Genomic DNA, 14,266 nt, shown 5'->3' on the forward strand with positions numbered 1-14,266 from the left:
GACGGCGGGCCCGGACGGCGGGCCCGGACGGCGGGCCCGGACGGCGGGCCCGGACGGCGGGCCCGGACTGCCGGGCGCCGGTGGTGGCGCCCGGCCGTCACGGCCATGTCTCCCGGCCGTCTCCCGCGCACGGTCGAGCCGTTCAGCACGATGTCGTCGACGGCGATGGCGCCGCCCTTGTTCAGCCCCCAGATCAGGTAGTAGTCGGCGAAGTTCTTGGTCGTGAACGTCACCGAGGCCGTCTTCACGTCGCCGTCAGAGGTCTCGTCCCACCTGGTGAACCCGGCGTCCTCTTCGACTTGGTCTCATCGATAATCTCTCTCGGCGGGAAGCCCGCGTATCGGAGCTTGGCGACCGGGTGCCGCGCCGGCCTGCCGGGGAGTTCCGGACAGCGAAAGCCCGGCCGTGTCCCCACGGCACGACAGGAGAGCGGCCCCGGAACGCCGTGGCCCGGCGAGCGCGTGGATTCGGGCACGTGTGAAAGCGCTTACGGATAACCGTCACACGAGGGCAAATAGATCATTTGATGAGTAATCCCGCCCGGTTCCGGCGCTATCCACCGCGCGACTGATCCGTGGTCACCCCACAGGTTGACGGGTTTCCGGCCCGGTGGGCGTCCGGGCGTCGGCATCGCCGAGGCCGAGTGGGCCGCCGGCTCCCTGTGTCGCTACGATTCCGGGCATGTTCCCCACCGTTGAGATCGCGCCGGGCACGGCGTGAGCGTGCGCTGGAGCGCTCAGGCCTGGTTCAACCTGGTGCTCGTCGTGATGGTCGTCATGCTGGGCGTTTCCGCGGTGGCGGGTTCGGCGGTCCTCCGCCACACCACGCAGGTCTCCAACCGGCTGACCGATGTGATCTCCCCCGCCAGGCTCCAGGCCGAGCGCGTCCAGACCGGCCTGCTCGACCAGGAGACCGGCCTGCGCGGCTTCCTGCTCTCGGGCAAAGACGAGTTCCTCGAACCGTACCGGCGCGGGCAGGTGACCGAGAGGCGGGCCGCCACGGCCATCCGCGAGCTGGCGCCCGGCGCGCCGCCGCTGCGTGAGCTCGACGAGATCGAGCGGCTGAGCGCCGACTGGCGTGCGCGGCACGCCGAGCCGATGATCGCGTACGTCCGGAGCCAGGGCGCCGACAGTGTGCCCGGCGACCAGACCGAGGCCGGCAGGCACGCCTTCGACGCCATGCGCGCCGCGCTGACCGCCCAGGAGACGGCCTGGGCCCGCGCCCGCGAGGACGCCCGCGCCGACCTGGCCTCGGCCAGAACCTTCAGGGACCTCTCCTTCGTCACCATCGTGGTGGCCTTCCTGCTGACCATCCTCGCGCTCGCGCTGCTGCTGCGGATGGTGGTGTTCCGGCCGCTGACACGGCTGAGCGCGGCCTCGCGCAGGGTCACGGCGGGCGACTTCGGCCACCACGTGGACACCGGCGGTCCCGCCGACCTCGCGGCGCTGGCCCGCGACATGGAGGCGATGCGGCGGCGGATCGTCACCGAGCTGGACGAGACCCGCCAGTCCCGCGAGCTGCTCGCCCAGCAGACCGAGGAGCTCAGGCGCTCCAACAGCGAGCTTGAGCAGTTCGCCTACGTCGCGAGCCACGACCTGCAGGAGCCCCTTCGCAAGGTCGCCAGCTTCACCCAGATGCTGGAGCAGCGTTACGGCGACGAGCTCGACGAGCGGGCCAAGCAGTACATCCACTTCGCCGTCGACGGCGCCAAGCGGATGCAGGTGCTCATCAACGAGCTGCTCAACTTCTCGCGCATCGGCAGGGTCAACGCCGAGTCGGTGCGGCTGAAGCTCAACGACGCCGTGGAGGTGGCCCTGCGTAACCTCGGCGCCCGGCTGGAGGATTCGGGCGGGCGGGTCGACGTGGGGGACCTACCGGAGATCAGCGGCGACCCGACCCAGTGGGTGATGCTGTGGCAGAACCTCATCGGCAACGCGCTGAAGTTCCGCCACCCTGACCGCGTCCCCGTGGTCGCGATCGAGGCCGAGCGGGCCGGCGACCAGTGGCGGATCACCGTCGCGGACAACGGCATCGGCATCGAGCCGCGCTTCGCCGAGAAGATCTTCCTCATCTTCCAGCGGCTGCACAGCCGCGACCGGTACGGGGGCACGGGCATCGGACTCGCGCTGTGCCGGAAGATCATGGCCTACCACGGCGGGCACATCGAGCTGGACACCGGCTACACCGGCGGCACCCGCTTCGTCCTCACCCTGCCGGCCGAGGACGCGCCGCCGGACACGCCCTGATGGACGGTGCGCTCACTCCTCGGGGAGAACGTTCATCACCAGGATGATCCCCCTCGGCGACGCGTCCTCGGCCTGCGGCCGGGAGAGCTCGACCTTCAGGCGGGCGGGACGCCCGCGCCGGATCACGGTGGAGCGCCGGTTCTCTACCTCCGGGGGCCTCCCTCGGCGTGCCCGGCCAGCTGGGGCAGGAACTTCGCGGGCGGTGTTCGCGGGGGGAACGGCCGGGCGTGGCCCGCGCCTGAGGGCGGGGCCCGGCTCCCGCTCCGGTCAGGAGCTACGGGAGGGGCTCGCGTACGGCCTGGATCGGACGTGCTGCGTGGTGGTGGGAGCGTCCACCTGGACGCCTCCCGGAGGCGTCGTGAGGTCGGCCCGCTCACCCGAGCACTGACAGTAGCCGTGAGTGAGGATGAGCCGGGCCCGGACCAAGGTGTAACGGCCGGGATCGATAGCGGTGAGAACTCCGCGACATCTGCCGCACTGGCCACCCTTGACTGCCATGCCGTTCCTCGCGTTCGGTTCGTCGTCTGTCCAGACGATGGCGACCCGGCTCAACGCCCTTCAGAGCCCGGGCCGGGTCTTCGCCGGGCAGAGATCTCATCGGTCACGCCGAGAGGGGGCATCCCCGATAGGCCACAGCATATGGTGACGACGCGAATACGTCTGGTTGATGCGTGTTTTGTGGTTACAGCCCCAACGCCAGGGGGATCCGGTAGGCCGCCGCGGGCGAACCGGGGGCCTCACCTGGCGCGACGGGCTCCGGTGTTCCATGCCAAAGCCCAGGTAATCATCTGCGCCAATGGATCACTCCGGGCGGGACCGGCCCCGTGCGCGGGTATGGAGGGTGACATCGCCCAGATGCCGACCGGCCGGTCCCCGCCGCCATATGACCTGAAGGGGCAGGTGCCCAGCGACATGACCCGTCACGGCGCGGAGAGACCGCTCGCCGAGGTGCCCGCCCATGTACGACGGCTGACGCTGGCCGCGCTGGTGATCGCGGCGGCGGGGGCCGTCGCCTCGCCGTCGCAGGCGAGCGCGGGGCCGCCGGCGACTTCCCGGGGCTCCCTGGCGGCCGTCCTGGCCGGCGATCACGGCCCTGTCCGCATGCGCGACGCCAACGGCAAGCACAACACGAGCTATTCGCAGATCCTCAGCCCCATCGCCAGTACGGGCCTGCAGAATGTGTCGAATACCAGCGTAGGCGGAAACAGCCATACCGAGTCGGCCGTCTGCAAGAAGAAGGTTCGTATCTGTGAGATCACCCAGAAGCTCCGGACGCGCCTCGAGCGGTGGTAGCGCCGCCCACAATATCGACGCCCACAAGTGGTTCATTTTGGTATTCATCGTATTTGCTAGACGCCTGACGGATTTCACCATCACCCAGGGCAATGATGCGGTAATAATCTGGGGGTGAATCACCGGGAACGCGACCTACGCCCCGATGAACGATATGTTGACGATCAGGTCCGGATCCAAGGACTGCCTGCCCGGACTCAGTCTGATGCAGCAGGGGGCGACAAACAATGATTTGTCAGCATGACGGCATGGTTCTTCCACGAAGGACCCTTGCCGTGTGCTTTCTTGCCGGTGTAACGGCTTTGACGACGTTCATCGGGATCATCGCGCCTTCCCCCGCGCGCGCGCTCGCGGAGCGCCCCCACACGCACCACGCGGCGAGAGACGGCGGAGGCGATGACGACGACCGCGGCGGGGTGCGCAGCCATGACGGCAACGGCACCCGCAACCGCAACATCTTCTCCGTCAAGAGCCCCTCGATCAACCGCGGTTACCAGCACACCTCGGCCAGCACCGCGGGCGGTGCGACCACCGTTCAGAACGCGCTGTGCAGGCATGCCAAGGTCTGCAACATCACCCTCCAGGTCATCGTCATCGCCCCGAAGAAGGCCAAGAAGCCGGCCTCGAAGAAGGCGAGGGAACAGGACACGACCGACGCGGACGAATCCGGGGACGACGACCGGTGTTGTTGCGAGGACGACTGACGCGGGACGCCGCAGGCGACGGCCGTGACCGAAACGCGATCTTTCCCGCGTGACCGGTCTCGTTTACCGCCCCGGCGCTCGGGCAGCGGCTAGGTCATGGCTACCTTGTTGTGGATCCTCGCAGTCGTCCTCGTCATCTCTGGCATCTACGTCCTCCTGGCACGCCGTGACATCCTCTGGGGCGTGGTACTGATCGTGGTCGGCCTCCTGGTCGGGCCTGGAGGAGTGAGTATCTTCAATGTGTAGGCACGGGATACCGTGCCCAGCTGACCCTTCCGTGGTCGCCAATCCTTGACCACCCACCCGGCCGGCGACGGCGCCGGGTCCGTGGCGGGCGGTAATACCGAGAAACAGGGCCGGATGCCCCTCCCAATGGAGGGCACCCGGCCCTTCGTCATGGCGCCTCGATCCCGCCGTCGGTACGGCGGCGTAGCTCGCCGCCCGGTTCGGGAGCTGGTCGCCCGGCCTGCCCAGCAAGGGGAAGCGCAGCGCCACCGAGTCCATGCCGTAGCGGCGGGCCATCATCGCGGCGGTCGCCTCGTCCACCTGCTTCGACAGGGCGTAGGGATCCTCCACCTGGAGCGGCAGCGGGCGCTGGCCACGGTCAGGATCGGGTGCCGCCGGAGAGGTCTCATGGCGCGCGGCGGCGCCCACCGTCTTCGGACCGGACGGTCAGCCCGAGCCGGTCGAGGTGCTCCAGCAGGGGGACGGCGACGCGGCGGCTGGTACCGAGCGCCTGGCGCGCCTGGCTGACCGTGAAGGGCTGGGGCAGCCCGGTCAGGAGCCCGGCGGCGCGGCGGTCGGCGCCGGGGAGCAGCACGATGCCGTCGGCGACGCGGAGCAACGCGCCGGCCCTAACTGCGCGGCCCGTACGACCTGATCTTCGATTCGGGCTGCTTCCACCACCTGCCGCCGCACCGCCGCCTCAGCTACCTCGCCCTCCTGGACCGCGCCCTCGCGCCCGGCGGCCATTTCGCCCTCACCTGCTTCGCGGCCGGCGAGATGGGCTCCGAGCTTCCCGACGACGACTTCTACCGCCAGTCGCGCCTCCATGGCGGCCTGGCCTACACACCGGAGTCCCTGCGGTGGATCTTCTCCGACCTGACCGAGGTGGAGATCCGCCGCATGCGCGACGAACCCCCCGAGTCCCGGAGCTTCGGCGAACCCTTCCTCTGGACGGCCCTGTTCCGCCGCGACGCCCGGCCGTAGCCGCGCTGGTCAGACCATCGGAGTCGCGGGCGGCGGCGGAGCGACAAGGCACGTCACGACGGGCCGTCCTTGGTGAGGGCGCGGCTGATGACCACGCGCTGGATCTGGTTGGTGCCCTCGACGATCTGCAGGACCTTGGCCTCGCGCATGAGGCGTTCGACCGGGAAGTCCTCGACGTAGCCGTAGCCGCCGAGCACCTGCACGGCGTCGGTGGTGACCTTCATCGCCATGTCGGTGGCGAACAGCTTGGCCATCGCGGCCCGCGTGCCGTACGGGCGGCCCGCGTCGCGCAGCCGGGCGGCGTCCAGGTACAGCGCACGCGCGGCGGCGACCTGGGTGGCCATGTCGGCGAGCATGAAGCCGAGGCCCTGGAAGTCGGCGATGCGCGAGCCGAACTGGCGGCGCTCGCGGGCGTAGGACGTGGCGGTGCCGAGGGCCGCCTGGGCGACGCCGACCGCGCATGCCGCGATGCCGAGCCGCCCGCCGTCCAGCGCCGCCATGGCGATGCGGAAACCCTCCCCCTCCGCTCCGACCAGCGCGTCCGGCGGGAGCCGTACGGAGTCGAGATGGACCTGGGCGGTCGGCGAGGACCTCATGCCCATCTTGCGCTCCGGGCGGGCGAACGACAGCCCCGGCGAGGACGCCGGAACGTGGAAGCACGAGATGCCGCGGGCCCCGTCGCCGGAGGTGCGCGCCATGAGGGTGTAGAAGTCGGCCACGCCTCCGTGGGTGGTCCAGGCCTTGACGCCGCTCACGGTGTACCCGCCGTCGTCGGCGGCCACGGCCCGGGTCGTGAGGGCGGCGGCGTCCGAGCCCGACTGCGGCTCCGACAGGCAGTACGCGCCGAGCAGGTCGCCGCCGATCATGGCGGGCAGGAGCGCGGCACGCCGCTCCTCCGTGCCGTAAGCGGCGAGGGGGAAGCACGACAGCGTGTGCACCGACAGGCCGAGCCCGACGGCCAGGAACGCGCCCGCCATCTCCTCGACGACCTGCAGGTAGACCTCGTACGGCTGGTCGCCGCCGCCGTGCTCCTCGGGGTAGGGAAGGCCGAGCAGCCCGGCGCGGCCGAGCGTCGCGAACACCTCGCGGGGGAAACGGCCCTCGGCCTCGTCGCCCGCCGCGCGTGGCGCGACCTCCCTGGCGATCAGGTCTCTGACCAGGTCGAGCAGGTCATGGGCCTCGGGGGTGGGCAGGGCGCGGTCGACCGCCATCGATGCACTCCGGGTCACAGGGGGTCACTTCTCATGGGGGGTCACACCTGCGTCACACGATGACGAGATCGCGAGGCTGGTTGTTGAGGCGCTCGCCGCCCGTCTCGGTGCAGACGAGGATGTCCTCGATGCGGGCGCCGTGCCGGCCGGGAAGGTAGATGCCCGGCTCGACCGAGAACGCGAAGCCGGGCGCCAAGGGCTCGGTGTTGCCCGAGACGATGTAGGGCTCCTCGTGCGTCTCCAGGCCGATGCCGTGGCCGGTGCGGTGGACGAAGCGGTCACCGTGGCCCGCCTCGGCGATCAGCTCCCTGGCCGCCGCGTCCACCGCCTCGCAGGTCACGCCGGGCCGTACGGCCTCACAGGCGGCGTCCTGGGCGAGGCGCAGCACCTCGTAGTAGGCCGCGAAGTCGGCGGGAGGCTCGCCCACGCTGTAGACGCGGGTGGAGTCGGAGCAGTATCCGCTCGGCATCTGACCGCCGATGTCGATCACTACGGGGTCGCCCGCCTGGATCACGCGGTCGGACAGCTCGTGGTGGGGGCTCGCGCCGTTCGGGCCGGAGCCCACGATGACGAAGTCGACGGTGACGTGCCCGGCGGCGATGATCGCCTCGGCGATGTCCTTGCCCACCTCGCGCTCGGTGCGGCCCGCCTTGAGCAGGCCGGGCACCTGCGCGTGCACGGCGTCGATCGCGGTGCCCGCCTCGCGCAGCGCGGCGACCTCGGCGGGGCTCTTGCGCATGCGCAGCTCGCGCAGCACCGACCCGGCGAGCACCTGCTCGGTCCGCGGCAGGACGTCGCGGAAGCGCAGCGACTGCATGGCCCACATGCGGTCGGCCAGCCCGACGGTGGCCACCCTGCCGATCCTGCCCGCCACCAGGGAGTACGGATCGTCGGTCTCGTCCCAGGGGACGAACTCCAGCCCGAGGCGCGCGGCCGGCGAGGCCTCCGCGGCGGCCAGCTCCAGCCTCGGCACCACCATGAACGCCTCGCCGCCGGCGGGCACCACCAGGCAGGTGAGCCGCTCCAGCGGAAGCGCGTCGTATCCGGTGACGTAGCGGAGGTCGGGGCCCGGGGTGAGCAGCAGGGCGTCGATGCCGGCGGCGGCGGTGGCCTCACGCACGTCCGCAACGCGGGTAACGGGGTAAAGATCAGACGACGTCGTTGTCACACCGACCAATGTATTCCACCGGTGTTCCCCGGCCCGCACCCCCTGCCGCCCAGATCACACCGCCGGCGGCCCCCGGGCACCGATGGGGGTGTACCCCACCAAGGCGGACCACCCGGTGGAGCCGACCCCCCAGGGAAACCCCTGCCACCAGAGGAAACACCCCTCACGCTCGCTCCGGAATGATTACTATTCGCATAGGGGCGATCACGATCCGCTCCTTAATATTCCAACTACCCGGTGTTTTGAGAGCGAGCTGCTACATGGTCGGCGTAGTGGGCGGCTCACCGCCACCCCTTCCCACACCGAACGACCCAGAGGCTGCACTCCCCCACGGCTCCGCGCCGCTGACGACCACCGAGACGATCCTGCGGCTGCGAGCGCGGCTCGCCAACGCGCAGCGGATCATGTGGGAGTCCCGGAGGCAGCTCCTGCAGGCGCGCCAGAAGGCGGCGGAGGCGCGGCGCGTCTCGGTGGCCCTGCGCGATGCGATCCTGCCCGATCCCGGCGGGTCGATCCTGATGCCGAGCGCCCACATCGCCGTGCGCTACGTCCCAGCCGAGAAGACCTCCAGCCTGGGCGGCGACTGGTATGAGGCCACCACGCTGCCCGACGGGCGGGTGCTGCTGGCCATCGGCGACGTCGCCGGCCACGGCCTGCCCGCGATCGCCCAGATGGCGCAGCTCCGCCACGCCCTGGTGGGCCTCGCCATGACCGGGAAGCCGGCCGACCGGCTGCTGGCCTGGCTCAACGGCCTGGTGTGCCACCGCATGGGCGAGGGCACGGCCACGGCCGTCGCCGGCCATCTGGACCCGCTGTCCGGCCTGTTCACCTGGGCGCAGGCGGGCCATCTGCCCCCGATCCTCGTCAGGGACGGGGTGGCCCGGCAGCTGAGCCCCCCCGACGGGGTGGTGCTCGGCGCGAGCCTCGACCTGCCGTACGCGCTGGGCAGCCTGAGCCTGTGCCCGGGCGACCTGCTGCTGCTGTTCACCGACGGGCTGGTGGAGCGGCGCGGGCGCGACATCGACGAGGGCCTGGCGCTCACCGCCGCCGCGGCCGAGACGCTGACGTGGGACGCCTGCCTGGAGGAGAAGCTCGACACGCTGGTCGAGTCGGTGGGCGGGCCGAACCCGGAGGACGATATCTGTCTGCTCGCCGTGGGAGTGCTGGAAGGATAGGGCCATGCCAGGGCTGATGCTTCTCGACACCCCATCTCTGTACTTCCGGGCGTTCTACGGGATCCCGGAGTCGATGACCGCCCCCGACGGCATGCCCGTCAACGCCGTCAGAGGGCTGATCGACATGATCGCCACACTGGTCCGCGGCCACTCCCCCGACGAGATCGTGGCGTGCATGGACGCCGACTGGCGGCCCGCCTTCCGGGTGGCGGCGATCCCCTCCTACAAGGCCCACCGTGTGGCGACCGGCCACGAGGAAGAGGTCCCCGACACCCTCGCCCCCCAGGTTCCGGTGATCGAGCGGGTGCTCGACGCCGTCGGCATCGCCCGGGTCGGCGTGCCGGGGTACGAGGCCGACGACGTGATCGGCACCTACACGGCCCGCGCCGCCGGGGAGGTCGAGATCGTCACCGGCGACCGCGACCTCTTCCAGCTCGTGAACGACGATCAGCCGTGCCGTGTCCTTTACACGATAAAGGGGATCCGCAACCTCCAGGTGATCGACGAGGCCGAGGTGTCCGCGAAGTACGGCATCCCCGGTCGCGCGTACGCCGACTTCGCCACCCTGCGCGGCGACCCCAGCGACGGGCTCCCCGGCGTCCCCGGGGTCGGCGACAAGACGGCCGCCGCGCTGGTCACCCGGTTCGGGTCCCTCGACGCCATGCTGAAAGCGATCGACGACGGGGTCACCGACGGGTTCCCCGCGGGCAGCCGCCTGAAGCTCACCAAGGCTCGCGACTACCTCGCCGTCGCCCCGGCGGTGGTCAAGGTGGCCCACGACGCGCCGCTCCCCGATGTCTCCATCGCGCGCCCGTCCGCGCCGCGCGACTCCGAGGCGCTGGTCGCCCTGGCCGACCGCTACGGCCTCGACAACCCCTTGAACCGCCTGCTCGCCACGCTGGCCCCCTAAGATCCTCGATGTGCGTCCCAAAACGATCCATGTGTCCGACGCGCCGCGGCTCGCCGAGGGCTTCGAGCGCATCCGCGGCGAGCTAGAGCTCCCCGGGGAGTTCCCTCTTCCCACGCTGGAGGAGGCTGCCCGGGTCGCCTCGGCTCCGCTTCCCTCGCTTCCCGACCGCACCGACCTGCCGCTGCTGACCGTCGACCCCCGCGGGTCGATGGACCTCGACCAGGCGGTGTGCATCGAGGAGCGGCCCCGAGGCTACCGGGTCTGGTACGCCATCGCCGACGTCGCCTCGTTCGTCCCGCCGGGGAGCGCGATCGACGCCGAGGCCAGGAGGCGCGGCGAGACCGTCTACATGCCGGACGCGCGCGTCCCGCTGCATCCGCCGGTGCTGTCTGAGGGGGCGGCCAGCCTGCTGCCCGGCGTCGTGCGGCCGGCGGCGCTGTGGTGCGTCGACCTCGACTCCGACGGGCGCACCGTGGGGGCCGACGTGAGCCGGGCGCTGGTACGCAGCCGCGAGCGGCTGGACTACGACTACGTGCAGGCGGCGATCGACACCGGCACCGCCGACGGCACCCTGCGGCTGCTCCCCATCGTCGGCGGGCTGCGCCAGGAGCTCGAACGCGCGCGTGGCGGGGTGAGCCTGCCCACGCCCGAGCAGGAGGTCGTCGGCCACGGCGACGGCTACCGCGTCGAGTTCCGCACCCCGCTCGCCGCCGAGGACTGGAACGCGCAGATCTCCCTCATGACCGGCATGGCCGCCGCCGCGATGATGCTCGACGCGGAGATGGGCGTGCTGCGCACGCTGCCGCCCGCCCCGCAGGACACCGTCGCGCGCGTCCGCAGGATCGCCGCGGCGCTCGGCGTGCCCTGGCCGGAGGGCGCCGCCTTCGGCGAGGTCGTGCGGAGCCTCGACCCCAAGATCCCCGGCAACGCGGCGTTCCTCAAGGAGTCGACGGTGCTGCTGCGCGGCGCCGGGTACACCGCGTTCAACGGCGAGCCGCCGAGGGACGCCACCCACGCCGCCGTCGCCGCGCCGTACGCCCACGTGACCGCCCCGCTTCGTCGCCTGGTCGACCGCTACGGCACCGAGGTGTGCCTGGCCGTGGCCGAGGGCGTGCCGGTGCCCGAGCCGGTGCAGGAGGCCCTCGAAGGGCTTCCCGCGCTCATGGCGGGCACCGGACGCCGCGCCGCCGCCGTCGAACGCGCCTGCGTCGACCTGGTGGAGGCGTTCGTGCTGCGCGACCGCGTCGGGCAGACCTTCGACGCCGTCGTGGTGGACGCCGAGGACGGCAAGGCGGGCGGGGTGGTGCAGGTGGCCGACCCCGCCGTGGTCGCCCGCTGCGACGGCGAGGGGCTGCCCCTCGGCGCGAGGGTGCAGGTGCGGCTGACCCGGGCCGACCTCCTCACGCGAGAGGTGCGGTTCACCCTCGCCTGACCCCGCGCCCCTCCCGCGTTGCGCGCGGAGGGGCGCGGCGGGGCAGGTCAGGCCACCGAGGAGTAGGCCACGACGCCGCGGCGGAGGGCCTCGATGGCCTTGGCGGCGTTCTGCTTGACCTTGCTGCCGGGGGGCGCCGCCTTGCCGACCTGGTCGAGCAGGTCGAGCAGCTGCTTGACCCAGCGCACGAAGTCGCCCGCGGCGAGGTCGCCGTCGGTGAGTACCGCGTCGAGGCTGTGGCCCTTGGCCCAGCGGAAAGCGGCCCAGGCGAACCCGAAGTCGGGCTCCCTGATGAACGACAGCCCGTGGTCGCGCTCGATGTCCTCCAGCTCGGCGAAGATGCGTACCGTCGAGGCCAGCGCCTCCTTGGCGCCGCCCGCCGGGATCTTCGGCTGCCGCGCGTCGTCAGCCTGCCGGGACTCGAACACCAGGGACGACACGCACGCGGCCAGCTCGGCCGGATCGAGCTCCTCCCAGATGCCGGCACGCAGGCACTCGGCGGTGAGCAGGTCGAGCTCGGTGTAGAGCTGCGCGAGCCGGCGGCCCTCGGGGGTGACGGCCTCCTCCTCCAGGTATCCGAGCTGGTCGAGGACCCCGCAGACCCGGTCGAAGGTGCGCGCGATCACGTGGGACCTGCTCTCGACCCGCCGCCGCAGGCTTTCGGTCTCGCGGAGCAGCTTGTAGTAGCGCTCGGCCCAGCGGGCGTGGTCCTCGCGCTGGTCGCAGCCGTGGCAGGGGTGGGCGCGCAACCGGCGGCGCAGCTCGGCGATCTCCCACTCGGGGGTGCCGGGAGTGGCGTCCCTGGCCAGCATGCTGTCGGCGTCGTGGTCCCGGGCCCGGACGGGGCGGCCGAAGTCCCGGTCGCCGATCTTGGCATGCAGGGTGGCGACGAGGTTGGCACGGTCCTTGGGCGCACGGGGGTTGAACCCCTTCGGGATGCGCAGGTGCTCGACCGGCTCGACCGGCACGGGGAAGTCGGCCGCCGACAGGCGCTTGACCTGCTTGCCGATGGTCAGCACCAGCGGTGAGGGGCCCTCGGTGCGCATGGTGAGCCCGGGGTCGAGGATGACCGCCAGGCCCGCGCGCCTGCCGCCGGGGACGCGGATCACGTCACCGGGCTTCAGCGCCTCCAGGGAGCGCACGGCCTGCGCCCGCCGGGCCGTACCGCGCTGGCGCGAGAGGTCGGCCTCCTTGTCGGACAGGTCCCTGCGCATCCGGGCGTATTCCTGGAAGTCCCCGAGGTGGCAGGTCATCGCCTCGGAGTAGCCGTCGAGCGCCTCCTCGGCCCGCCGTACCTGCTTGGCGATGCCGACGACCGCCCGATCGGCCTGGAACTGGGCGAACGAGGCCTCCAGCAGCGTGCGGGCGCGCTCCCTGCCCACCTGGCCGACCAGGTTGACGGCCATGTTGTACGAGGGGCGGAAGCTGGAGCGGAGCGGGTAGGTGCGGGTGCTCGCCAGCCCGGCCACCGCGACCGGGTCCATGCCGGGCTGCCAGGCGACCACGGCGTGGCCCTCGACGTCGATGCCGCGCCGCCCGGCGCGCCCGGTGAGCTGGGTGTACTCCCCCGGGGTCAGGTCGGCGTGGGTCTCGCCGTTCCACTTGTCGAGCTTCTCGATGACGACGGACCTCGCGGGCATGTTGATGCCCAGCGCCAGGGTCTCGGTGGCGAACACGGCCTTGACCAGGCCACGGGTGAACAGCTCCTCGACCACCTCCTTGAAGGCCGGGAGCATGCCGGCGTGGTGGGCGGCGAGGCCCCGCTCCAGGCAGTCGCGCCACTCCAGGTAGCCGAGCACCGAGAGGTCCTCGTCGGGCAGGTGGGAAGTGCGCTCGTCGACGATCTGGCGGATCTCGTGGCGCTCGCTGTCGGTGGTGAGCCGGATGCCCGCGTGCAGGCACTGCAGAACGGCCGCGTCGCAGCCGGCCCGCGAGAAGATGAACGTGATCGCGGGCAGCAGGCCCTCGGAGTCCAGCTTCTCGATGGCGTCGGAGCGGCTGACGGAGTTGGCCGAGCGGCGCGGCCTCGAGTAGCCGCGCCTGCCGCGCGCCTGGGCCAGGCGCTGCTCGTCGCGGGAGATGCGCATGAGGCCCGGGTTGATGCGGGGCCGGTTGTCCTCGTCGACGAACAGGTCGTACAGCTTGTCGCCGACCAGCATGTGCTGCCAGAGGGGCACCGGCCTGTGCTCGTCGACGATCACCGTGGTGTCGCCGCGCACCTCGCCAAGCCACTCGCCGAACTCCTCTGCGTTGCTGACGGTCGCCGACAGGGCGACCACCCGCACGGACTCGGGGAGGTGGATGATGACCTCTTCCCAAACGGCGCCGCGGAAGCGGTCGGCGAGGTAGTGCACCTCGTCCATGACCACGTGGCTCAGCCCGGCGAGCGTCGTTGAGCCGGCGTACAGCATGTTGCGCAGCACCTCGGTGGTCATGACCACGATCGGCGCGTCGCCGTTGACGCTGTTGTCGCCGGTGAGCAGCCCGACGTTCTTGGCCCCGTAGCGGCGTACGAGGTCGTTGTACTTCTGGTTGGACAGGGCCTTGATCGGCGTGGTGTAGAAGCACTTGCTGCCCTGCGCAAGGGCCAGGTGGACGGCGAACTCGCCCACGACCGTCTTGCCTGAGCCGGTGGGGGCCGCCACCAGCACGCCGTCACCCGCCTCCAGCGCGCGGCAGGCGTCCAGCTGGAACTCGTCCAGCTCGAAGTCGTACAGGCCGCGGAAGGAGGTGAGCGCCGGCCCGCTGGCTGCATGCTTTTCACGGAAGGCGGCATAGCGTTCCGCAGGCGTCGTCATGCACTTCAGCCTACCGATAACCGAATTCCGGTCCTGTCGGCCGCTCGGTCTGGATCGGGCGGAGCGCGCGGAGAGACGGCGTCAGTGCGGCATGTCCATCTCGTGACCCGGCACGTTCCC

At 71.4% G+C, this 14,266-nt stretch carries 13 protein-coding genes; 8 read left to right on the forward strand and 5 right to left on the reverse strand.

Translation table 11 applies throughout. The features are described from left to right. Positions 1 to 233 (reverse strand): hypothetical protein (locus AB0O34_RS22475; protein WP_363918232.1); only part of this gene is annotated, 233 nt, incomplete at its 3' end. Positions 234 to 722: 489 nt separating this feature from the next. On the opposite strand from AB0O34_RS22475, the gene AB0O34_RS22480 reads away from it, so the two are divergent. From AB0O34_RS22480 to AB0O34_RS22495, 4 genes are all read left to right on the forward strand, one after another. Then, positions 723 to 2,246: an ATP-binding protein gene (locus tag AB0O34_RS22480; RefSeq protein WP_363918234.1), complete on the forward strand. Its 1,524-nt coding sequence runs from the start codon at positions 723 to 725 to the stop codon at positions 2,244 to 2,246. Positions 2,247 to 3,158: 912 nt separating this feature from the next. Then, positions 3,159 to 3,539 (forward strand): hypothetical protein, encoded by a 381-nt coding sequence (locus tag AB0O34_RS22485; RefSeq protein WP_363918236.1) that lies wholly within the window; start codon positions 3,159 to 3,161, stop codon positions 3,537 to 3,539. 302 nt (positions 3,540 to 3,841) lie between these two features. Then, the gene (locus AB0O34_RS22490) at positions 3,842 to 4,243 is read left to right on the forward strand and encodes a hypothetical protein (RefSeq protein ID WP_363918238.1); all 402 of its coding nucleotides are present in this window, start codon (positions 3,842 to 3,844) and stop codon (positions 4,241 to 4,243) included. Between the two features lie 96 nt (positions 4,244 to 4,339). Further along, positions 4,340 to 4,489, forward strand: a complete 150-nt coding sequence (locus AB0O34_RS22495) for a GPGG-motif small membrane protein (protein WP_358552277.1) — start codon at positions 4,340 to 4,342, stop codon at positions 4,487 to 4,489. Between the two features lie 385 nt (positions 4,490 to 4,874). Here AB0O34_RS22495 and AB0O34_RS22500 read toward each other — a convergent pair whose 3' ends face one another. Then, positions 4,875 to 5,087, reverse strand: a complete 213-nt coding sequence (locus AB0O34_RS22500; protein WP_363918240.1) for a SelB C-terminal domain-containing protein — start codon at positions 5,085 to 5,087, stop codon at positions 4,875 to 4,877. 158 nt (positions 5,088 to 5,245) lie between these two features. Here AB0O34_RS22500 and AB0O34_RS22505 point away from each other — a divergent pair, with 158 nt between their 5' ends. Continuing rightward, entirely contained in the window at positions 5,246 to 5,452 is a 207-nt protein-coding gene (locus AB0O34_RS22505) for a hypothetical protein (protein ID WP_363918242.1), read from the forward strand. Between the two features lie 53 nt (positions 5,453 to 5,505). Here the strand turns inward: AB0O34_RS22505 and AB0O34_RS22510 are convergent, their stop codons facing one another. Then, positions 5,506 to 6,663: an acyl-CoA dehydrogenase family protein gene (locus tag AB0O34_RS22510; RefSeq protein WP_363918299.1), complete on the reverse strand. Its 1,158-nt coding sequence runs from the start codon at positions 6,661 to 6,663 to the stop codon at positions 5,506 to 5,508. Between the two features lie 52 nt (positions 6,664 to 6,715). Then, a complete protein-coding gene (locus tag AB0O34_RS22515; RefSeq protein ID WP_363918244.1) occupies positions 6,716 to 7,783 on the reverse strand; it encodes a Xaa-Pro peptidase family protein in 1,068 nt (355 codons plus the stop codon). 308 nt (positions 7,784 to 8,091) lie between these two features. On the opposite strand from AB0O34_RS22515, the gene AB0O34_RS22520 reads away from it, so the two are divergent. Genes AB0O34_RS22520 through AB0O34_RS22530 form a run of 3 tightly spaced genes read left to right on the forward strand, consistent with a single transcriptional unit; the run spans position 8,092 to position 11,348 of the window. Further along, positions 8,092 to 9,006: a PP2C family protein-serine/threonine phosphatase gene (locus AB0O34_RS22520; protein ID WP_363918246.1), complete on the forward strand. Its 915-nt coding sequence runs from the start codon at positions 8,092 to 8,094 to the stop codon at positions 9,004 to 9,006. 4 nt (positions 9,007 to 9,010) lie between these two features. Continuing rightward, positions 9,011 to 9,916 (forward strand): 5'-3' exonuclease, encoded by a 906-nt coding sequence (locus AB0O34_RS22525; protein WP_363918248.1) that lies wholly within the window; start codon positions 9,011 to 9,013, stop codon positions 9,914 to 9,916. A gap of 31 nt (positions 9,917 to 9,947) precedes the next feature. After that, complete coding sequence (locus tag AB0O34_RS22530; protein ID WP_363918250.1) at positions 9,948 to 11,348, forward strand: RNB domain-containing ribonuclease; 1,401 nt, start codon at positions 9,948 to 9,950, stop codon at positions 11,346 to 11,348. Between the two features lie 47 nt (positions 11,349 to 11,395). Here AB0O34_RS22530 and AB0O34_RS22535 read toward each other — a convergent pair whose 3' ends face one another. Further along, positions 11,396 to 14,146: a DEAD/DEAH box helicase gene (locus AB0O34_RS22535; RefSeq protein WP_363918252.1), complete on the reverse strand. Its 2,751-nt coding sequence runs from the start codon at positions 14,144 to 14,146 to the stop codon at positions 11,396 to 11,398. Between the last annotated feature and the right edge of the window lie 120 nt (positions 14,147 to 14,266).

The sequence above is a fragment of the Sphaerisporangium sp. NPDC088356 genome, assembly GCF_040685555.1.
Taxonomy (GTDB): Bacteria; Actinomycetota; Actinomycetes; order Streptosporangiales; family Streptosporangiaceae; genus Sphaerisporangium.

Bases quoted from the DNA above. Each gene is read 5' to 3' on its own strand.
- AB0O34_RS22520 (WP_363918246.1), top strand. From the start codon at position 8,092: ATGGTCGGCGTAGTGGGCGGCTCACCGCCACCCCTTCCCACACCGAAC.
- AB0O34_RS22535 (WP_363918252.1), bottom strand. From the start codon at position 14,146: ATGACGACGCCTGCGGAACGCTATGCCGCCTTCCGTGAAAAGCATGCA.
- AB0O34_RS22510 (WP_363918299.1), bottom strand. From the start codon at position 6,663: ATGGCGGTCGACCGCGCCCTGCCCACCCCCGAGGCCCATGACCTGCTC.
- AB0O34_RS22505 (WP_363918242.1), top strand. From the start codon at position 5,246: ATGGGCTCCGAGCTTCCCGACGACGACTTCTACCGCCAGTCGCGCCTC.
- AB0O34_RS22525 (WP_363918248.1), top strand. From the start codon at position 9,011: ATGCCAGGGCTGATGCTTCTCGACACCCCATCTCTGTACTTCCGGGCG.
- AB0O34_RS22495 (WP_358552277.1), top strand. From the start codon at position 4,340: ATGGCTACCTTGTTGTGGATCCTCGCAGTCGTCCTCGTCATCTCTGGC.
- AB0O34_RS22485 (WP_363918236.1), top strand. From the start codon at position 3,159: ATGACCCGTCACGGCGCGGAGAGACCGCTCGCCGAGGTGCCCGCCCAT.